This window comes from Snuella lapsa (assembly GCF_039539345.1).
GTDB classification, from domain to species: domain Bacteria; phylum Bacteroidota; class Bacteroidia; order Flavobacteriales; family Flavobacteriaceae; genus Snuella; species Snuella lapsa.
The window spans coordinates 1-21,318 of the sequence record NZ_BAABCY010000074.1 but is presented as its reverse complement, the minus strand read 5'-3'; the positions used below and the strand labels follow the sequence as shown (position 1 = coordinate 21,318).

The following is a 21,318-nucleotide window of genomic DNA, read 5'->3' as shown; positions in this document are numbered from 1 at the left end:
CGAGGACAAACTCTTCGATAGGTTGGTTATTGCTAATATCACAGGATTATGACGAAAAACGGATATTCAATTAATTAAAATTTAGAAAGATGAAAACAAGAATATATTCAAGTGTGTTTAGTGTGTGTATTGTGGCAGTTATGGCTTTTTCAGCTTCAATTTTTGTGGGGTGTAAATCATCTGAAAACGCCTCGAGAAATGAACCAGCTGCAAAACAGGCTAAGCGTGTAGTGATCATTGGCTTGGATGGTTTAAGCGTCGATGGATATAAAACCGCAAAGCATCCTAACTTAGACAAATTAATGGCTGATGGTGTTATTTCTTTTACAACAAGAACCGTAATGCCCTCCGTTACTTTACCTAACTGGACAAGTCATTTAACAGGTAGTGGGCCGGAACAGCACGGAGTGGATGGAAATGGATGGACTTTAGATAAGCATGCGTTGCCTGCGATAGAAATAGATAGCGATGGGTATTATCCGTCTGTTTTTAAAATTTTGAAGGATAATATGGCTAATATGAAAACAGCTTATTATTACAATTGGGGTAATCTAATAAAACCCATCAATCAGAAATATTTAGATGAGGTTAGCTTTCAGGAAGATGATAAATACCTTGAAAATTACAACAAAGCTTTAAATTTCGCTAAACAAAATCGACAAAATCCTACTTTGATTTTTTTGTATTCTGTACATACAGATCATGCAGGGCATAAACATAAGTGGATGTCGCCCGAATATATTACGGCTATTGAAGATGCAGATAAGGCCATTGGAAGACTGATCGAAGATTTTAAATCGGAAGGATTGTATAGGGATGCGCACTTTTTGTTAATAACCGATCATGGTGGTAGGGGTAATGGGCATGGTGGTATGAGTCCGGTAGAAATGAATGTGCCATGGGCTGTTACAGGGCCAGGGATAAAAAAAGGAGCCGTGCTTGAAGAGCCTAACAACAATACCAATACAGCTGCCGTTATTTTGAGGCTATTTGGTTTTTCTGAAAACCCAAAAGCTTGGGTTGGAGAAGTACCTGAGTCTATTTTTGAATAAGCGAATAAATATGGTCTGTCTATGGTTTGACAGACACTCGCATCCAATGCTGTTTTTTAGCTTCTTGAACAGCTTTCTCGAGATTATTTAGAGTATAAGGAGGGCTTACCAGTTCGTTAAACGGAAGCGTGTCTTGGGTGCGTTCCAAAAACGCAATGGCTTCATCCAGGTGTTTGGGTGCGTAGTTGTGTATGCCTTTTATGCTTATACATTTTCTTATTATCTGTTCTGCCGTAATGCCTAATTCGGAGTCGGGATGAACCAGCCCGACTAAAACGTATTCACCTCCGGGACGCAGTAATTCAAGACCCTGGGGGATTAGTTCTTTAATACCTGCAACCTCAAATACGGTATCCACCCCTTTTCCGGTTTGAGATAAAATGTAGTCTAAAGCTTCTTTGGGGTCTTTGGCGTTTACCGGAATGGCCCCAAACTTTTGTATTAATTCAAAGCGATTTTCGTTGATTTCTAAGCAGTAAATTTCAGGAACCCCCTGTTCTTTTAAAAGACCACAAGCATAAAGCCCTAAAAGGCCGCCGCCTTGAATAACAACACGTTTGGGTTTTAGGGTCATTTTAGAGATAGCATTTACCATTGTTGCAAGGGCGCAATTGGCTGGGGCAACAATAGGGTTGCTTAAGTTATCTGGTATTTTTACCATGTGCGTCCCAGGCCTGATAAGTATATGGGAGGCATAGCAGCCGTTTAGCCCACTACCATTATTTATTGAAGCATGGCCGTACTTAAAAAGACGCTCGCATTTTTCGGGCAAACCATATTCTGTGCAAGCTGGACATTCACCACAACTATCAGCAATGGTCCAGGTGACCCTGTCGCCTATAGCAAAACCTTTCCTGTTAGAAGTAGCAATGATCTTTCCTACTGCTTCATGACCCAGGATACATGGTGTGTCTTCTTTTCTTTTTCCTTCAATGGTATGTATGTCCGAGCCGCAAATGGTGGATAGTTCAATTTCTACTAATGTTTCCTTAGGAGCCAATGCTATAGGAGAAGTCTTTTCTTTAAAAGAAAAAGGTTTTTCTGGAGTTTCAAAAATTTGAAATTGTGAGTTAACAGTGCTGTTTGTAGTAGATGCTGTTCTGTTGTTTTTTTTAGTAGTCAATATATTGGGTTTTATAAAAATTTTTCTTTAAAAGAAATACAAATTTAATAATTATTGTTGATTTTTAAGTTTTTGTGCTATTTTTAAAACATTAATTTTTCTTTTTAAGAAAATTAACATGTGATTTATAAATCTTTACATTAAGGTAAACTTGTCTTAACCTTGAGCTTTTAGTTTTGGGATTTTATTAAATTATTTGACTTGAAAACAACAACACTTTTTATAAAAAGAACAGAGGGATTTTCGACATTGTGGATTATGGTTGCTGCCTTTATGTGCTACACGGGTATGTACGCCATTCGAAAATCATTTTTGGCAGGCCAATATTTAGATTTGGGGTTTGGATTTGATTTAGATGCAAAAACGGTTTTGGTTGTTAGTCAGGTTTTGGGATATATGTGTTCTAAGTTTCTGGGGATTAAGATTATTTCTGAAATGTCCCACCAGAATAGGGCAAAATGGCTAGTTGGTTTGGTAGGTTTTGGATTGCTAATGCTGCTGGTTTTTGCATATGTTCCATCTACATTAAAGGCCTTCACTTTATTTTTTAACGGATTGCCTTTGGGAATGGTGTTTGGGGTAGTTTTTTCATATTTAGAAGGGAGAAGAAATACGGAACTATTGGCAGCGGCACTAAGTGCTACGTTTATTTTTTCAACAGGATTAGTAAAGACGGTGGGGGTGGTTTTAATGCAAAATTTGAATGTGTCAGAGAACATTATGCCGTTTGTAACCGGTCTGTTGTTTTTTCCTTTATTTCTTTTATCTGTTTGGATGTTGAGCGTTTCCAAAAAGCCTTCAGAAGACGATATTAAAGAGCGCTCTGAACGTCTGCCAATGACAAAAAGTGAGCGTAAACTCTTCTTAAAACAACATGGTATTGGTTTTTCGGGTTTGGTAGTTGTGTATATACTGTTGACAATTGTACGTGATTTCAGGGATAATTTCATTGTGGAGTTTTGGAATGAACTTGGATATGCGCAAATGCCGGGGTTGATTACATTAACAGAAGTGCCTGTGGCTGTAATTGTGTTGGTAATAGCTGCTTTTGGTATTCTGCTAAGGAATAGTCATAGAGCATTTAATTGGGGTATGTGGCTAACGGCAGGTAGTGGGGTGCTTATATTGGTGATATCCATCTTGTTTAAGAGTGCTTTAGTGTCACCTGTTATATGGGTCATTACAACAGGAATAGGAGTGTATCTGCCATACATACTATTTCACTGTTTAATATTTGAACGACTAGTAGCCTTTTTGCGGGTTAAGGGAAATGTTGGTTTTTTGTTTTATACAGCAGATGCTTTGGGGTATTTGGGTAGTGTTTTTGTGTTGTTGTATAAGGAGGCTATAAATTACAAGGGATCCTGGGTTCGCTTTTTTGAGCAGATAAATATTAATGCTGCTATAGCTGTGTTTGTGGTTTCAATATTAACGTTATTCTATTTTAGGGCTGTGCGTATTAAAAAGGAAAAGATGTTGGGGGTTAGTGCTACATTAGATTGATTTTTGACGACAAAACAAGAAAAGTAAAGTTGACTTCTCTTACGGGACCCCTTATTAAATTGCAATTTGTGTTAAAATCTATATCTTTGTCGAATAAAATGAAAAAAATGAGGGATTGTTTTTTTCTATTGTTTCAGCTTTTGTAAATTAGGTTGATTAATAGCGTTTAATAATGGTTCGGTTCATTTCATGGCATTGGTTTGTGAAGAGGTGGATCCATTTTTTTTGTTAAACAGCTATTTATGCTTATTGTTGACAGATGATAATACAAAATAAAAGAATATTTGCCTCAATCTTATTTGTATTAATAAGTTTTGTATGTAATGCTCAAGGAGGACCTCCTGCTCCACCGCCACCGCCTCCAAACTTGCCAATAGATGCAGGGGTTATGGTTGGATTGGGTATTGGTTTGTTGTATGGGGTCAAAAAGCTGCTAAAGAGTAATGCTTAGTTGCCTCCAGTTGTGTTTAAGCCAACAAGTTTGGCAACATACTTTCCTAAAACATCAAATTCTAGATTAACGACACTGTTTTTGTTAAGGGTTTTAAAGTTAGTGTTGTTGTAAGTGTAAGGTATAATGGCAACGCTAAATGAATTGTTTTGGGAGTTAACAACAGTTAAACTTGTGCCATTTACGGTTATAGAGCCTTTCTCTATTGTAATGTTGTTTAATATTGGGTTGTACTCAAAGGTAAATAACCAACTTCCGTTTGCTTCTTCAATATTTGCACATATTGCTGTTTGGTCTACATGACCCTGAACAATATGCCCGTCGAGACGGTCACCAAGTTTCATCGCGCGCTCCAAATTTACTAGGTCATTTATATTTAATGTCCCTAAGCTGGTTTTGTTTAAGGTTTCTTGAATGGCTGTAACGGTATATTCATCATTGCTAATGCTAACAACCGTTAAGCACACGCCATTGTGTGCTACACTTTGATCTATTTTTAGTTCTGGAGTGATGTCACTTTTTATGGTTATATGGAGGTTGTTTTGTTCTTTCTTTAGGTCTGTTACAACGCCTAAGGTTTCAATTATTCCAGTAAACATGGTATTCGTTTGTTTATTTAGTTAAATTTGTGTCTTCAAAATTACAAACATTAGTTATCATTTTAATGAAGAGAGCAGAAAATATAATAGTTGGGATATCAATTGGGGATTTAAATGGTATTGGAGGGGAAATTGTTCTAAAAACATTTGAAGATGCGCGCATTTTAGAGTTTTGTACGCCAGTTATTTTTGCGTCTGTAAAAACCATGGGCTTTTTTAAAAAGCAGTTCAAGTCCCAGATTGTATTTAATGGTATCAACGATCTTAATCAATTGGTTTATGGAAAGGTAAACGTCCTTAATTGTTGGAATGATGTTGTAAATATAAATTTTGGGAAGAATGATGTAAAAATCGGAGCCTATGCAGTTAAGTCGTTACAACGAGCCACAAAAGCTTTAAAAGACGAGCAAATAGATGTATTGGTAACAGCGCCTATCAATAAGCATAATATACAGTCAGATGCCTTTAAATTTCCTGGACATACCGATTATTTGGCTGAACAATTGGAAGGGGAAAGTTTAATGTTTATGGTGGCCGATTCGTTAAGAGTAGGCTTGCTTACAGATCATGTGCCAGTTAAGGATGTCGTTGAACATATTTCTTCAGAATTGATTGAGATAAAGATTGATATAGTTTATAAATCGCTTCAAAGGGATTTTAACATAAGGAAGCCAAAAATAGCCGTTTTGGGGATTAATCCACATACAGGAGATAACGGTGTTATTGGAAATGAAGATGATGTTGTTATGCGGCCTACTCTGAAAAATATTAAAGAATCTGGCAAATTGGTCTTTGGGCCGTATGCGGCCGACAGCTTTTTTGGATCTAACAATTATAAAAATTTTGATGCTGTAATTGCTTCGTATCATGATCAAGGCCTTATTCCATTTAAAACGTTGTCGTTTGGGCAAGGTGTTAATTTTACTGCAGGTTTAAATAGGGTGCGAACATCGCCAGATCATGGCACTGCCTATGAAATAGCGGGTAAAGGTGTTGCAGATGAAAGTTCGTTTAAGGAAGCAGTTTTTGCAGCAATCCAAATATTTAAAAATAGGGTTGATAATGAGAAGCTTATGGCTAATCCCTTAAAAAAGACGCAACGAAAGATATAAACAAAAAAATGTTTATAAGTCATGTTGCTTAAATAAAAATTTATATATTTGCAGGCTCAAAATAGATGTGATAATGAAGCCATTGAAAGAGTTTGTTATTCCTTTTATAGGATTAAAGGTAGGAGCACATCAATTTGAGTATAAAATTGGACCAGAGTTCTTTGAGTATTTTGAGTATGACGATTTTAACAATGTAAATGTAGATGTTTGCGTTAATCTGGTTAAGAAGGAAACTTTGCTGGAATTACAATTTAAAATATCAGGTATTGTTAATGTTAATTGTGACCTCACCAATGAGCCGTTTGATCAATTTATTGAGAACGAATTTAATTTGGTAGTCAAGTTTGGAGAAGCATATGACGATGAAAACATAGATATTCTTATCCTTCCCCATGGAGCATACGAGCTAAACATTCAACAATATGTTTATGAGTTAATCGTGCTTTCTGTGCCAATTAAACGGGTGCATCCAGGTGTTGAAGATGGAACATTAAATTCAGATATACTTAAAAGATTAGAAGAACTAAGCCCTAAGACTGAAGATAAAAAAGAAACTATAGAGGATATAGATCCTCGTTGGAATACATTAAAAAAACTATTAACGGGTAAATAAACATAAAAAATGGCACATCCTAAGAGAAAAATCTCTAGAACAAGAAGAGATAAACGAAGAACACATTATAAAGCAACTGCGCCACAGATTGCTACATGTCCTACTACAGGTGAAGCTCACTTATATCACAGAGCTCACTGGCATGAAGGAAAACTGTATTACAGAGGTCAAGTGTTAATTGATAACTCTGAAGAAGTAGAAAACGTAGCATAAATATTATGCACGCATATAATAAAACGCTCACATGTGAGCGTTTTTTTTATGATAAGTTTTTTCTAAAAGCCAAAATCACGTAATTTGCATCTTATTACGCTAAAACTTGGCGAATTTTAAGAAATTTTGGACGTTTTGTTCAGTTTTTTAATGATCTTATGATCGATTAACTATAACGTTATGAGTAAAATATCAGCAGCAATTACAGCTGTAGGTGCTTATGTGCCGGAATATGTATTAACCAATCAAATTCTTGAGACAATGGTTGATACAAACGATGAGTGGATTACTACGCGTACAGGTATTAAAGAACGTCGCATTCTTAAAGACGTTGGAAAAGGAACTTCTTATTTAGCAATTAAAGCAGCTCAAGATCTTATTGACAAAAAAGGTATAGATCCAAAAGATATAGAACTTGTTATTGTGGCTACAGCCACACCAGATATGAAAGCCGCTTCTACGGCTGCTTATACTGCATCCGAAATAGGTGCTGTTAACGCCTTTTCTTTCGATATGGATGCAGCATGCTCTAGCTTTTTATATGGTATGTCGGTAGCAGCTAAGTATATCGAGTCTGGAAGTTACAAGAATGTACTTTTAATAGGTGCCGATAAGATGTCATCTATAATTAATTATAAAGACAGGGCTACTTGTATTATTTTTGGAGATGGAGCGGGAGCTGTATTGTTCGAACCTAATGAAGAAGGGTTAGGTTTGCAAGACGAATATTTAAGGAGTGATGGTACTGGGAGAGAGTTCTTGCAAGCTACCTATGGCGGTTCGTCTTACCCTGTAACTCCCGAAGCACTGGAAGAAGGAAAGCAATATGCTTTTCAAGAAGGTAGAACCGTGTTTAAAAATGCTGTTTTTAATATGGCCGATGCAACCGTAAAAATATTAGAACGTAATAATTTAACCAAAAACGACGTTGATTGGTTAGCAGCTCATCAGGCTAATAAACGTATTATTGATGCTACTGCACAACGTATAGAGCTAGAAGAAGAGAAAGTAATGATAAATATAGATAAGTATGGCAATACAACATCTGCTACGTTACCATTGCTTTTAAACGATTACGAATCACAACTAAAAAAAGGGGATAATATAATATTTGCCGCGTTTGGTGGCGGATTTAATTGGGGATCCATTTATTTAAAATGGGCATATAATTAACTAACCAGTAACAAATAAGCTTAATTATGGAATTAAAAGAAATTCAAAACTTAATCAAATTTGTAGCCAAATCTGGAGCAAGTGAGGTTAAATTGGAGATGGATGATATTAAGATTACCATTAAAACGGGATCTGAGTCTGATAGCGCAACAGCAATACATTATGCGCCGGTGCAACAACAACCTCAAATACCTCAAGCCGTGGCTTCTACTCCAGTAGCAGAGCAAACAGCATCTACAGAGGCACCAGCAGCACCAGCACCATCTGCTGATGATAATTCAAAATACATAACGATAAAGTCTCCGATAATAGGGACTTTTTATAGAAAGCCAGCACCAGATAAACCATTGTTTGTTGAGGTTGGACAAACTATAGCCGAAGGAGACGTACTTTGTATTATTGAAGCAATGAAACTTTTTAATGAGATTGAGTCAGAAGTTTCAGGAAAGATAGTTAAAATATTAGTGGACGATTCTTCTCCAGTAGAATTCGATCAGCCACTATTTTTAGTAGATCCATCTTAAAAATTCAGAATTCAGAATTCTGAATTCATAATTTATTCTAAGTTATGTTTAAAAAGATACTAATTGCCAACCGAGGGGAAATAGCATTGCGTGTTATTAGAACCTGTAAGGAAATGGGCATTAAAACAGTAGCCGTCTATTCTACCGCCGATGCCGAAAGTTTACACGTTAAGTTTGCAGACGAAGCCGTTTGTATAGGGCCAGCATCGAGTAGTGAATCGTATTTAAAGATGTCTAATATCATTGCAGCTGCAGAAATAACCAATGCAGATGCCATTCATCCAGGTTATGGTTTTTTGTCAGAAAACGCAAAGTTTTCTAAAATTTGTGATGAACATGGTATAAAGTTTATTGGAGCTTCCCCTGAAATGATTGACAGAATGGGAGATAAAGCCAATGCTAAGGCTACCATGAAAGCTGCGGGTGTGCCATGTGTTCCTGGTAGTGATGGCGTTATTTCAACCTTTGAAGAATGTGAAAAGATAGCGGAAGAAACAGGTTACCCTGTTATGCTTAAAGCTTCTGCTGGCGGAGGAGGAAAAGGAATGCGCGGTGTTTTTAAGCCGGAAGATCTTAAAGCGGCCTGGGATTCTGCCAGACAAGAATCTAAAGCAGCCTTTGGAAATGACGATATGTATATGGAAAAGCTTATTGAAGAGCCAAGACATATCGAAATTCAGGTTGTAGGTGATTCTACGGGTAAAGCTTGTCATCTGTCAGAAAGAGATTGTTCCATACAACGCCGTCATCAAAAGTTAACAGAGGAGGTGCCTTCACCGTTTATGACTGATGAGCTTAGGGACAAAATGGGAAAAGCGGCTGTGAGGGCAGCAGAATATATTAAGTATGAAGGCGCTGGAACCATTGAGTTTTTAGTTGATAAGCATAGGAATTTCTACTTTATGGAAATGAACACGCGTATTCAGGTAGAACATCCCATCACTGAACAGGTTATCGATTTTGATTTAATTCGTGAGCAAATTCTAGTAGCCGCAGGAGTGCCAATTTCTGGTAAAAATTACATGCCAAAATTACATTCTATTGAATGTCGAATCAATGCAGAAGACCCATTTAATGGGTTTAGACCTTCACCAGGGAAAATAACGACGTTGCACGCACCTGGAGGTCATGGTGTTCGCTTAGACACTCATGTATATGCTGGATATACCATTCCTCCAAATTACGACTCTATGATTGCCAAGTTGATTACTACGGCGCAAACTAGGGAAGAAGCGATAAATAAAATGAAACGAGCCTTAGATGAGTTCGTAATAGAAGGTATTAAAACAACAATTCCTTTCCATAGACAGTTAATGGACGACCCAGATTATTTATCTGGAAACTATACTACAAAGTTTATGGAAGACTTTGTTATAGAAAAACAAAGTGAAGAATAACAATCAATAAAGCCTCCGAAAATAGTTTGGAGGCTTTTTTTTTGAATTAATTTGGTTATTTTAGCCAATGTTAAAAACACTAACAATCTAAAATTCAAAATCTTTTGAGGACTTTTCACAAAATTTTAAGCCTAAGCTTGCTTGTTGTTCTTGCAAGCTGTAAAACAGAAACTAAAAAACAAGTAGAAGAGAAACGCGAAAACCCAAAGCCCAATATTGTTGTAATATATGCCGATGATTTAGGCTTTGGAGATGTAAGCAGTTATGGTTCGACCGAGTTGTTAACACCAAATTTAGATCGTATAGCCAATGAAGGCATTCGGTTTACAAATGGTTATGCCACTTCACCTACCTGTACTCCCAGTAGATATTCATTATTGTCTGGAACATATCCTTTTAGGTCAAAAAGAGCACAGATTTTACCTGGCAATGCACCTTTGCTTTTTGAGATTGGAAAGCAAACCCTACCTTCTATGTTAAAAGGAGCTGGATACAAAACTGGTGTTGTTGGGAAATGGCATTTAGGTTTAGGTGATGCCAATATGGACTGGAATGGAAAAATAGCGCCAGGGCCTTTAGAAATTGGTTTTGATCATGCCTATATCATGGCGTCAACAAACGATAGAGTGCCATCGGTTTATGTGGAAAACCATAAAGTGGTTGGGTTAACACCAGAAGATCCAATTCAGGTAAGCTATAAAGAAAATTTTGAGGGAGAGCCCACAGGTAAGGAGAACCCAGAATTATTAAAGATGCATCCTAGTCATGGTCATGATATGAGCATCCACAATGGCATATCCAGAATTGGATATATGAAAGGTGGTAAATCGGCTTTGTTTATAGATGAAGATATGAGTGACGATTTTCTTAGAGAGTCTATCAAATTTGTAAACGATAATAAAGAACGTCCGTTTTTCTTATTCTACGCTTTGCATCAACCCCATGTGCCGCGTGTTCCGAACCCGCGTTTTGCAGGTAAATCGGGTCTTGGCCCTCGCGGAGATGTTATTTTGGAAGCCGATTGGGCTGTAGGGCAATTTTTGGATGAATTGGATAAGCTAGGTCTTTCAGAAAATACCATTGTGGTATTCTCAAGTGATAACGGACCGGTTTTAGATGATGGCTATCATGACGATGCGGTTACAAAAATAGGAAAGCATACGCCTCGTGGAGGCCTTAGGGGGGGTAAATACAGCCTTTTTGACGCAGGAACACATGTACCTTTCATGATTCGTTGGAAAGGGACTATTAAACCAGGGGTTTCAGAGGCCTTAGTATCACAAATGGATTTTACTGCTTCATTTGCAGCCTTAACGGGTCAAGAAAATAAAACGCCAGATAGTGAAAATGTAATAGATGCTTTTTTAGGAAAATCTAGTGTAGGGAGAAAAGGGCTTTTACTAGGGCAAGGCGGCATAACGGCTTATAGAGAAGGAGATTGGGCTTTAATACCTCCTCATAAAGGAGCCAAAATTATTAAGTCGGTAAATATTGAAACAGGAAAAGATACTATTTATCAGTTATATAATTTAAAGGAGGATAGGGCTCAACAACATAATCTAGCCCAGTCCAATCCTGAAAAACTAGAAGCTTTAAAAAAGGCTTTGGAAGAAGAAAGACAATAAAAGGACATTTTGCTTTCTAAAAAAGAGCTAGCTTAAGGCTTTTAACGATCGCATAATTTTGAATCTGTCGTATTGGGAAATAAAAAGCTGGTTAACCAACATAGACTTTACTGTAATAGGTAGTGGTATTGTTGGGCTAAATTGTGCTTTGCATTTAAGAGAACGTTTTCCAGAAGCCAATATCCTTATTTTAGAACGCGGTATATTACCACAGGGAGCCAGCACCAAAAATGCTGGCTTTGCCTGTTTTGGGAGTCTTAGCGAACTGCTGTACGATCTAAAAACAGATTCGGAAGAAGATGTTTTACAGCTTGTTAAAAAGCGGGTTGATGGCTTGCAGTTATTACGACAGACCTTAGGGGATAAGGCCATTGGCTATAAAAATTATGGGGGATTTGAGCTGTTTAGTAATAAGGACGACGAATTACTAGACAGTTGTTTGTCGCAAAGAATGTATATTAATGATTTGTTGAAACCTGTTTTTAAAGAGACAGTATTCCATGTAAGGCCTGATAGTTTTAACTTTAAAAATATTAAAACCGATTGTATTTTTAATTCATTTGAAGGGCAGGTAGATACTGGGAAAATGATGGCAGCCTTATTGCATAAAGTACAATCAAAAAACATAAGGATCCTTAATAATGTTACAGTGGAATCTTTTGAAGATACTGGTAGTAGAGTAAGATTAAAAACAGCACGATTTGAATTTTTATGTGCAAAACTATTTGTTGCTACCAATGGGTTTGCTTCTCAATTGCTTAAAGAAGACGTAAAACCGGCAAGAGCTCAAGTAGTAATAACAAAGCCAATAAGTAATTTGCATATAAAAGGCACGTTTCATTTAGATAGGGGGTATTACTATTTTAGAAACATTGATAATAGAATATTGTTGGGGGGTGGACGAAATCTTGATTTTAAAGGAGAGGAAACTACCGAGATGAAGCAAACAGAATTAATCCAAAATAAATTGCGTGAACTTTTAAGAACTACCATCCTTCCTAATATACCCTTTGAAATTGACTATAGCTGGAGTGGTATTATGGGTGTAGGCGATCAAAAAAAGGCCATCGTAAAACAAGTTAGCGATCATGTGTTTTGTGGGGTCCGCTTGGGAGGTATGGGTGTAGCAATAGGAAGTATAGTAGGAAAGGAATTAGCCAAATTAATATAGCATCATGATACGCAGGCTTTTTAGATTTGTTCTTAAAATTACTTTGTGGTTTATTGGACTGTCTGTTGCATTTGTTTTTATTTTTAAATGGCTTCCTGTTCCCGCAACACCTTTAATGCTAATTCGTTCTGTAGAGCAATATCAAAATAACAAGGAAATAATTTGGAAACATAAATGGAAACCTATATCTGAAATTTCCAAAAATTTGCAATTAGCTGTTATTTGTAGTGAAGACCAAAAGTTTCTGGATCATCAAGGTTTTGATATCAAGGCTATAGAAAAGGCGATCGAAAACAATAAAAAAGGGAGGCGCATAAAAGGAGGTAGCACCATTAGTCAACAAACGGCTAAAAATGTGTTTTTATGGCCACAACGTAGTTGGTTGCGTAAAGGATTAGAAGTATATTTCACGTTTTTAATAGAATCTATTTGGACAAAGGAGCGTATCATGGAGGTGTATCTCAATAGTGTTGAAATGGGGTCGGGTATCTACGGTGCTGAAGCAGCATCGTTATATTGGTTCAAGAAACCAGCATCTCGGTTAACAAAATTGGAAGCAGCAGCCATAGCCGCAATTTTACCAAACCCTAGAAGTTATAAGGCAAATCCAGCTTCAGATTATATTCAAGGCAGAAAAGATTGGATTATGGCACAAATGGGATATTTTGGTGTATTGGACTATGATAAAAGAGATGAGTAACGACATGCTAAAAAATGAGCTTTATACGAAGTGCATATACTTCGTGAATACAAGACTTGATGCCGTCCGAAAGACCATTCAGGAATTGCAGGAGTCATTGAGTGCGGAAACTAAAAGTACGGCGGGGGATAAACATGAAACTGGGCGTGCTATGGTGCAACTGGAGCGCGAAAAGGCAGGGCAACAACTAGCTGAGATTCAAAAAGTAAATCAGGTTTTGGCTAAAATAGATATGAAGAAGTCTTCTAAAATAATTGGCTTGGGGAGTGTGGTATTTACTACGCAAGCCAACTATTTTATAGCAATTAGTGCAGGGGAACTGAAAACAGGTAATACCTCTTTTTATGCGATTTCACCAAACACACCTATCGGACAAATATTATTAGGGAAAAGTGCTGGGGATGCGATTGCTTTTAGAGAACAGGTCTTTACCATTACTGAGGTTATGTAGATTTATAGTGTTGGGATAACACAAAATCAAATATAACAGTATTAACGTATATAAAAGATTACGCACTTCATTTTTTTATATCTTTAAACTTCACTTTAATAAAATCTAAAACCATGGGAATCTTCGATAAGATTAAAGAAAAATTAAGTAACGAATTTATAGATATCATTGAATGGTTGGATTATTCTGATGATACCATTTGCTATCGTTTTGAGCGCTACCAAAACGAAATAAAGAATAATGCTAAACTAATTGTTCGTGAGGGACAAACAGCAGTATTTATAAACGAAGGACAGCTAGCTGATGTGTTTACCCCCGGTACTTATACTCTAAATACCCAAAACCTTCCTATACTAAGCACTTTAAAAGGCTGGAAATACGGTTTTGAAAGTCCTTTCAAAGCGGAAGTATATTTTGTTAATACACGCCTTTTTACAGATGAAAAATGGGGTACTAAAAACCCCATTATTTTAAACGATGATCGTTTCGGGCTTGTAGAGATTCGTGCGTTTGGCACCTATGCCTTTAGAATCAGTGATGCGGGGAAATTTATTATAGATATTGTTGGCACCGACAATAACTTCACCAGTTTTGAGATCAATGAACACCTTAAAAGTTTAATAGCAACGCGTTTTACAGATACTGTAGGAGAATCAAAATTGCCCATAGAAATGTATGCGGCAAATACTAACGAACTATCCTATACATGTAGGGATGTAATGCAACTTGATTTTATGAGTGTTGGTATTTTATTGGATAAGTTCTTTATTGAAAATGTATCTATGCCAGAAGACCTCAAGAAAGAAATTTTTGAGTATAGCCGAATTGATAAACTGGATCTGGATAAACTAACCAAGTTTAAAACAGCTAAAGCTATTGAAGCAGCAGCAATAAACGATGGCGGTACAGCCGGGGCTGGTATGGGCATGGGAATGGGCTTCGTTTTGGCCCAACAAATGGGAAGTGTTATGCAGCCCCAAAGAGGTGGCCATAATCAGGCCTTTCAGCAACCTGCAGCTGTACCTCCACCAATGCCTCAGGCAATACAATATTACTATGCTTTCAACGGGGCGCAGGCAGGCCCTGTGTCATTCGAGCAGTTAAAAGTGTTGTTTGCAGGTCGGACTGTTAATAAAGACACATTAGTTTGGAAGCAAGGCATGAGTGAGTGGAAACCCATTCGGGAGGTTGAAGAGTTAAAAACCTTTTTAGGAGGCAGTACACCGCCACCATTACCTAAATAGTTTTATGGTAGTATTAATTTTTTTAATTAGTTCATGGAAGTAACCAAAACCCAAAAGTCTGAACTAAAAAAGGTATGTCTTGGCTGTGGTGCAGAATTGCTGTATGCTCCTGGAACAACAAAGCTCGTTTGTGAATATTGTGGGAATGAAGAAACTATAAAACCACAAAGAGATGGTTTTGAGGAGTTGGAATTAAAACCTTACCTTGATAAAGTAGGAGGGCAATCACATAGTGAGGTTATTTCGATGTTGCAATGTAAGAACTGTGGAGCCAATCAACATATTGAAGATCACTATAAGTCGCTACATTGTATTTTTTGTAGCATGCCACTTATTGTCGAAGATTCAAGAGAGGAAGAATGGATTTTGCCAGGGGCTATTTTACCTTTTCAGGTAGATCGTAAAGAAGCTCATCTTGTATTTAAGAAGTGGGTTGATGGATTATGGTTTGCTCCTAATAAGCTTAAAAAAGCTGTTCTAAGTCCAGATCTTATTCGGGGGTTGTACCTGCCCTACTGGACTTTTGATGCCTATTTAGATGCCGACTATATAGGTAAACGAGGGGATTATTACTATGTAACAGTGCCTTATACTACAACACAAAATGGTAAGACCGTTACGCGAACACGACAAGAACGTCGTACCAGGTGGTCGTTTGCAAGCGGAAGTGTAAATGGCTTTGTAGATGATACTTTAATAAAGGCATCAAACCAAAAAACGGGAAACATTCCCAGGGGAGTAGCCCATTGGAATTTGAGAAAACTGGAGCCTTTTGATAGTAGTTATCTTTCAGGATTTGTAACCGAGAAATATACAATTTCTTTAAAACAGGGACATTTGGAGTCGAATGAAGAAATGTATGCAATTGCTACACAATGGGCGCGCCGTGATATTGGAGGTGATGAACAACGTATTACGTCGCTCGATATGAGGTTAAGTGAAGAGACCTTCAAGCATATTTTACTGCCTGTTTATATAAGTACTTATAAGTTTAAAGGCAAGCAATATAGTTTTTATGTTAACGGTGAAAATGGCATTGTTTCTGGCCAACGCCCTTATTCATTCTGGAAAATATTTTTACTGGTACTTGTTATTCTATTAGCAATCATTGTGATTGTTAAAGTCTCCCAGTAGATTGAAGATTGAAATAGAAAGCAGACTAATTTACTAAGACTGTTTTTTCTTCCTAAATATTAGGAGGTAGGAGATAAATATACGATTTGATCAATGCCTAATATTGTGTTATTCTTAAAAAATACGGTTTCCCCGTTCAAATCAGCTTCTATTAGGTAATAATTGCCTTTAAAGTAACAATGCTTTACAATGGTTTTTAAATTGGAGATATCGACCACATTTAATTGGTCTGCATAAAAAATGCGGTTGTTAATGGTATTAAACTCCCCAAAAAAAGAAGCAGTTAAGGGCGTCTTAGGGTTGTTATATAGATACTCAGGTGTATTATTAACCTCAATTCGTTTATTGTTAAGTACCAGCATCCTATCGGCATAACCCAATACATCTTCTTTGTCATGAGTCGCTACTATACAGGAAATATGGTGTGCTTTCAAATATTTAAAGACACTGCGTCGTAGCGATTGTTTTTTAAAGTTGTCAATATGACTAAATGGTTCATCCAACAAAATAATTTCTGGTTGTTTGGCCAACGCCCTAGCCAGGGCCACGCGTTGTTTTTGTCCGCCACTTAAAGTTTTAACCTTGGTTTTGGCAAAAGGAGAAAGTTCAACAACCTCCAGTAGTTCAGCCGTTCGTTGCTGTTTTTCTTCAGGGTAAAAATTGGAAAGGAACTTCCCTATGTTTTCCTCTACAGTTATAAATGGCATCAAATCGAATTCCTGAGCCACATATTTCATAAAATCGTAGCCAATAACCAGATTAAATTTTGGGCCTAAAATTTCGGTATCATTCCAAAAAATATGCCCCGAATCTAAGTCGTATTCACCATACAATACTTTTAGTAAAGTACTTTTTCCTGAACCACTTTCTCCAATAACCGAAAGGTGTTCTCCTCTTTTAACTTTAAAATTGAGATCTTTTAGAACAGTGGTTTTGTTGTATGAAAAACTAAGGTTTTTAACATGAAGCATAGTACGGCAAAAATACACTTCTAAATTTAGAATTCCACAGAAAAGAATATTATATGCCTACTTATGCTTTCGTGGGTAATGCTTTAAATCCCATATTGTATAATGTAAAACCAAAAATATCAGCATATTGGTCAATAATTTTACTAATTGGCGTACCTGCACCATGACCAGCATTGGTTTCAATGCGAATTAACGTAGGGTTGGGACCCGTTTGTTTACTTTGTAGTTCGGCAGCAAACTTAAAGCTGTGTGCTGGCACCACGCGGTCATCGTGATCGCCTGTAGTTATTAAGGTTGCTGGATAGGATGTACCTGTCTTTACATTATGCACTGGCGAATAACCTTTTAGGTAATCAAACATTATTTTTGTGTCGTTTGCTGTTCCGTAATCGTATGCCCAACCAGCACCAGCAGTAAAGGTATGATAGCGTAGCATATCCAATACCCCTACTGCCGGTAGTGCTACCTTGGCCAGTTTTGGGCGTTGTGTCATGATAGCTCCAACCAATAATCCACCATTGGAGCCGCCTCTAATGGCTAAATAATCAGAAGATGTATAGTTGTTTTCAATTAAGTATTCGCCCGCTGCAATAAAATCATCGAATACATTTTGTTTTTTAAGTTGAATTCCTGCATCGTGCCAAGAGCGACCGTATTCACCACCACCTCTTATATTAGGAACCGCTAAAATACCGCCTAGCTCCATCCAGATTGCATTGGTAATACCAAATGCAGGTGTTAAACTAATATTGAATCCGCCGTAACCATATAAAATTGTTGGGTTTTTGCTATTTTTTTGTAGGCCTTTTTTATGAGTGATTATCATTGGGATTTTGGTGCCATCTTTAGAAGCATAAAATACCTGGCGACTTTCGTAGTCGGCACTGTTAAAATCTATAAAGGGTGTCCAGTATAATTTTGTTTTTCCCGAGTTGGGATTAAAAGCATAAATAGAAGAAGGTGTATAGTAATTGGTAAAGGAGAAGTATAAGGTTTTGTCTTTTCTTTTGCCACCAAAACCATTAGCGGTACCCGTTCCTGGAAGTTTTATTTCTCGAATTAATGTGCCCTTGTAATCATATTGCTTTACCTTAGAAAGGGCATCAACCATGTAATGGGCAAAGAAAAAACCACCTCCAGTAGAAGGGCTTAGTACCTGGTCGGTTTCTGGAATAAAATCTACCCAATGTTCTGGTGTAGGATTGGTTGCATCTACTGTTACAATTTTTTTGTTAGGGGCATTTAGATTTGTAACTAGAAACAATGTATTTTCTTTATTTTCAATAATAAAAGTGTCACTGTCTGCATGATCTAAAATGGTAATGAACTTACTGTTTGGTTTAGAAAGGTCTTTAATAAAGAGTTTGTTTCCCGATGTTGCTATTTTAGCCGAGATAATTAAAAACTTGTTGTCTTCAGTAACACTTCCATAAATATAGCGATGTTTTTCTTTTGGTGTGCCGCCAAAAATCAAAAGATCTTTTGTTTGGGACGTTCCTAGTTTGTGGTAATACAATTTATGTTGGTCGGTTTTGGCAGATAATTCACTGCCATTGGGTTTATCGTAACTAGAATAGTAAAATCCTTCATTTTTATACCAAGCGATATTGCCAAATTTCACATCAATTATAGTGTCTTCTATAAGGGTTTTGGTTTCGGTATTCATTACCAGAATCTTTCGCCAATCACTTCCTCCTTCAGAAACGGAATAAGCCAATCTAGAGCCATCCTCAGAAAAACTCAAGCTTCCTAAAGAGGTGGTGCCATCTTTAGAAAAAGTATTAGGGTCTAAAAACACTTCTTCTTTTCCATTGTCTTTTTTTCTATAGATAACATGTTGGTTTTGCAGGCCATCATTTTTTGAGAAATAGGTGTATTGTCCTTCTGTAAAAGGTGCACTAATTTTTTCATAATTCCACAGGTGGGTAAGCCGATTTTTTAACTCGTTTCTGTACGGAATAGTTTCTAAATAGGTATTGGATACTTTATTTTGCGCCTTAACCCAAGCCTTTGTTTCTTCGCTTTTGTCATCTTCCAGCCACCGATACGGGTCTTTTACTTCTATGCCAAAATAGGAGTCTACAATAGCAACAGCTTTCGTTTTAGGATAATTTACCAGTCCATTTTTATAGGCTTTTGTATGCATACCAAAGAGATTATTGCGATTACAATACTACTAATTAATTTTGTTTGTACAATTATTGATTCGTAAAGCGTTAAAAATAACGAAAACCCTTCCGTTTGTGTCGTTGGTCTTAAAGTTTATGCTTTATGGGTCAATTCCATTATTTTTGATTTTAAAATTAAAATTTTAAGAATAGCCATTAATAACCAATAAACCAGTTGGCTGCAAATAGTTTGGGCAATACATCCGACTTTTGAAAAAAAATATTTTATAAAGATGAAAAAAATCCTTTTAGTTTTATTGTTAACAACAAATTGTTTTTCGTTGTTTTCCCAATCTGAAATTACAGAAAATGAGATTAAAGAGCATATTCGGTTTTTAACTTCCGAAAAAAATGCTGGGCGTTATCCGGGAGGAAAGGAAAACAAACGCGTTGTAAAATATTTGAGAAAGGAATTTAAGGCAATGGGATTAGAAGCTTTTAATAAGGGTTATAAACAAGTTTTTGATGCGTCGCTGAGGGTAGAGAAAGGGGTTAAAGAAAAACCAGTGGTTACAACATGTAATGTTGTTGGCTTTATTGAAGGAAATGATCCAGAATTAAAAAATGAATACATTGTTTTAGGAGCACATTACGATCATTTAGGGCTTGGCGGACCATCTTCTAAATCGGACAAGAAAAATGCCATTCATTTTGGAGCCGATGATAATGCAAGTGGAACAGCTGCTTTGTTGGAAATTGCCGAGAAGTTAGTGTCTCAAAAAGAACAATTAAAGCGTAGTGTTTTGTTTATTGCTTTTGGAGCAGAAGAACAAGGACTTTTGGGGAGTAAGTATTTTGTAGAACATCCTACTGTGCCACTTTCTCAAATAAAACTAATGATAAATATGGATATGGTAGGTAGAATGAATGCTAAGAAACATGTCTATATGGGTGGTGCAGGGACTTTTCCAGGAGGTGTTGAATTTATGAAAACACTAGGTGAATCTTTGGGTGTGAATCCAATAGTACACGCTGGATCTGTAGGTGGTTCAGATCATGTGTCTTTTTACAGGAAAGGCGTATCGGTTTTAGGAATGCATACTGGAGGGCATCCACAATATCATACACCAGAGGATACGTTGGACTTGATTAATCTGCCAGGTGAAAAACAGGTTTGCGAATATATTTTTCAAACCATTCTTAAAAAGGCCACTTCTCCCGAGGATTTGCATTTTATTAATCAAGATTAAAACAAAAAATGAGGTCTAAAAAGTGTCATCCTGAATGAAATGAAAGATCTCTTAAAATATAAACGAGAGACTGTAAACTAAACTCTGTCTAAACGAAGAATTAATATTTTAACTTTAGACAGAAAAGATGAACAAACACGAACAGACAGAATTTGAGAAAAAGGTGCTTGACCAATTTATGTCAGGCAAGAGTTTATTTGGTAAAGACGGGGCATTTGCACCGATGCTAAAAAATGTTATCGAAAAGGCCCTATCGGCAGAGATGGAAGCCCATCTTGAAGGTGATGAGCGAGAACAAGGCAACAAACGTAACGGCAAAGGGAAAAAGACCATAAAAAGTAGTTTTGGAAGTTTTGACATAGAGACTCCGCAAGACCGCCACAGCAGTTTTGAGCCAGAGATAGTCAAAAAACGCCAAACGATATTAGCAGACAACTTATCCGATAAGATAATAGGCCTATATGGGCTGGGAATGAGCTACCGAGACATATCCACCCATATAAAAGAGCTTTACGATACCGATATCTCCCATACGGTTCTGAGCCAAATTACAGATAAAATCATACCCCATGTCAAAGCTTGGCAATCTCGTCCACTAGAGCCACTATATTGTATTTTATGGTTAGATGCGATGCATTATAAAGTTAAAGTAGATGGTAAGATTAAGCACCGTGCTTTATATAATATCTTGGGCATCAACAAAGAAGGATATAAAGATATTTTAGGGATGTATATCTCAGAGAGCGAAGGAGCCAACTTTTGGCTTAGTGTTCTTACAGACTTGAATAATCGAGGATTGAATGATGTACTTATCGCTTGTACAGACAACCTTAAAACCTGAGTTCGACGTAATGATTTAATAAAAAAGAGCTAGTTGCGGTGTGTTTTCTGTTTCAAATTTAAT

At 36.9% G+C, this 21,318-nt stretch carries 20 protein-coding genes and 1 pseudogene; 17 read left to right on the top strand and 4 right to left on the bottom strand.

The features are described 5' to 3' along the window. Nucleotides 1–89 precede the first annotated feature (89 nt). A complete protein-coding gene (locus tag ABD792_RS13575) occupies nt 90–1,052 on the top strand; it encodes an alkaline phosphatase family protein (protein ID WP_345006788.1) in 963 nt (320 codons plus the stop codon). A 19-nt stretch (nt 1,053–1,071) separates the two neighbouring features. On the opposite strand, the gene ABD792_RS13570 is transcribed toward ABD792_RS13575, so the two are convergent. Continuing rightward, entirely contained in the window at nt 1,072–2,175 is a 1,104-nt protein-coding gene (locus ABD792_RS13570) for a zinc-binding dehydrogenase (protein ID WP_345006787.1), read from the bottom strand. A 201-nt stretch (nt 2,176–2,376) separates the two neighbouring features. Between ABD792_RS13570 and ABD792_RS13565 the strand changes: the two genes are divergently transcribed. Both ABD792_RS13565 and ABD792_RS13560 read left to right on the top strand, forming a co-directional pair. Further along, entirely contained in the window at nt 2,377–3,678 is a 1,302-nt protein-coding gene (locus tag ABD792_RS13565) for a DUF5690 family protein (protein WP_345006786.1), read from the top strand. Nucleotides 3,679–3,937: 259 nt separating this feature from the next. Then, a complete protein-coding gene (locus ABD792_RS13560; protein WP_345006785.1) occupies nt 3,938–4,129 on the top strand; it encodes a hypothetical protein in 192 nt (63 codons plus the stop codon). On the opposite strand, the gene ABD792_RS13555 is transcribed toward ABD792_RS13560, so the two are convergent. Continuing rightward, on the bottom strand, nt 4,126–4,728 hold the full coding sequence (locus ABD792_RS13555) for a riboflavin synthase (protein ID WP_345006784.1): 603 nt from the start codon (nt 4,726–4,728) through the stop codon (nt 4,126–4,128). The two genes, ABD792_RS13560 and ABD792_RS13555, sit on opposite strands and share 4 nt — an antisense overlap. Nucleotides 4,729–4,793: 65 nt before the next feature. Here ABD792_RS13555 and pdxA point away from each other — a divergent pair, with 65 nt between their 5' ends. From pdxA to ABD792_RS13495, 12 genes are all read left to right on the top strand, one after another. Continuing rightward, complete coding sequence (pdxA, locus tag ABD792_RS13550; RefSeq protein ID WP_345006783.1) at nt 4,794–5,840, top strand: 4-hydroxythreonine-4-phosphate dehydrogenase PdxA; 1,047 nt, start codon at nt 4,794–4,796, stop codon at nt 5,838–5,840. 73 nt (nt 5,841–5,913) lie between these two features. Further along, entirely contained in the window at nt 5,914–6,453 is a 540-nt protein-coding gene (locus tag ABD792_RS13545) for a YceD family protein (protein ID WP_345006782.1), read from the top strand. Between the two features lie 9 nt (nt 6,454–6,462). After that, nucleotides 6,463–6,666 carry a 50S ribosomal protein L32 gene (gene rpmF / locus ABD792_RS13540; RefSeq protein WP_199115165.1) on the top strand — a complete coding sequence of 68 codons (204 nt, stop codon included), beginning with the start codon at nt 6,463–6,465 and terminating at the stop codon, nt 6,664–6,666. A gap of 180 nt (nt 6,667–6,846) precedes the next feature. Continuing rightward, a complete protein-coding gene (locus tag ABD792_RS13535) occupies nt 6,847–7,839 on the top strand; it encodes a beta-ketoacyl-ACP synthase III (RefSeq protein ID WP_345006781.1) in 993 nt (330 codons plus the stop codon). 26 nt (nt 7,840–7,865) lie between these two features. Further along, nucleotides 7,866–8,363 carry an acetyl-CoA carboxylase biotin carboxyl carrier protein gene (accB, locus tag ABD792_RS13530; protein ID WP_345006780.1) on the top strand — a complete coding sequence of 166 codons (498 nt, stop codon included), beginning with the start codon at nt 7,866–7,868 and terminating at the stop codon, nt 8,361–8,363. Nucleotides 8,364–8,407: 44 nt separating this feature from the next. Then, nucleotides 8,408–9,760, top strand: a complete 1,353-nt coding sequence (accC, locus tag ABD792_RS13525) for an acetyl-CoA carboxylase biotin carboxylase subunit (protein WP_345006779.1) — start codon at nt 8,408–8,410, stop codon at nt 9,758–9,760. A 104-nt stretch (nt 9,761–9,864) separates the two neighbouring features. Beyond that, nucleotides 9,865–11,385 carry a sulfatase family protein gene (locus ABD792_RS13520; RefSeq protein WP_345006778.1) on the top strand — a complete coding sequence of 507 codons (1,521 nt, stop codon included), beginning with the start codon at nt 9,865–9,867 and terminating at the stop codon, nt 11,383–11,385. A 58-nt stretch (nt 11,386–11,443) separates the two neighbouring features. After that, a complete protein-coding gene (locus ABD792_RS13515; RefSeq protein ID WP_345006777.1) occupies nt 11,444–12,556 on the top strand; it encodes an NAD(P)/FAD-dependent oxidoreductase in 1,113 nt (370 codons plus the stop codon). Between the two features lie 4 nt (nt 12,557–12,560). Next, nucleotides 12,561–13,256, top strand: a complete 696-nt coding sequence (gene mtgA, locus ABD792_RS13510; protein WP_345006776.1) for a monofunctional biosynthetic peptidoglycan transglycosylase — start codon at nt 12,561–12,563, stop codon at nt 13,254–13,256. Between the two features lie 43 nt (nt 13,257–13,299). Further along, complete coding sequence (locus ABD792_RS13505) at nt 13,300–13,707, top strand: GreA/GreB family elongation factor (RefSeq protein ID WP_345006775.1); 408 nt, start codon at nt 13,300–13,302, stop codon at nt 13,705–13,707. Between the two features lie 113 nt (nt 13,708–13,820). After that, on the top strand, nt 13,821–14,951 hold the full coding sequence (locus ABD792_RS13500) for an SPFH domain-containing protein (RefSeq protein WP_345006774.1): 1,131 nt from the start codon (nt 13,821–13,823) through the stop codon (nt 14,949–14,951). 33 nt (nt 14,952–14,984) lie between these two features. Further along, entirely contained in the window at nt 14,985–16,085 is a 1,101-nt protein-coding gene (locus ABD792_RS13495) for a TFIIB-type zinc ribbon-containing protein (protein WP_345006772.1), read from the top strand. 59 nt (nt 16,086–16,144) lie between these two features. Here ABD792_RS13495 and ABD792_RS13490 read toward each other — a convergent pair whose 3' ends face one another. Continuing rightward, entirely contained in the window at nt 16,145–17,056 is a 912-nt protein-coding gene (locus tag ABD792_RS13490; protein WP_345006771.1) for an ABC transporter ATP-binding protein, read from the bottom strand. Between the two features lie 61 nt (nt 17,057–17,117). Next, the gene (locus ABD792_RS13485) at nt 17,118–19,202 is read right to left on the bottom strand and encodes a prolyl oligopeptidase family serine peptidase (protein WP_345006769.1); all 2,085 of its coding nucleotides are present in this window, start codon (nt 19,200–19,202) and stop codon (nt 17,118–17,120) included. A 255-nt stretch (nt 19,203–19,457) separates the two neighbouring features. On the opposite strand from ABD792_RS13485, the gene ABD792_RS13480 reads away from it, so the two are divergent. Further along, nucleotides 19,458–20,414: a M28 family metallopeptidase gene (locus ABD792_RS13480; RefSeq protein WP_345006768.1), complete on the top strand. Its 957-nt coding sequence runs from the start codon at nt 19,458–19,460 to the stop codon at nt 20,412–20,414. A gap of 127 nt (nt 20,415–20,541) precedes the next feature. Further along, nucleotides 20,542–21,249: pseudogene (locus ABD792_RS13475) on the top strand (IS256 family transposase); the annotation flags it as partial. Nucleotides 21,250–21,318: the final 69 nt, after the last annotated feature.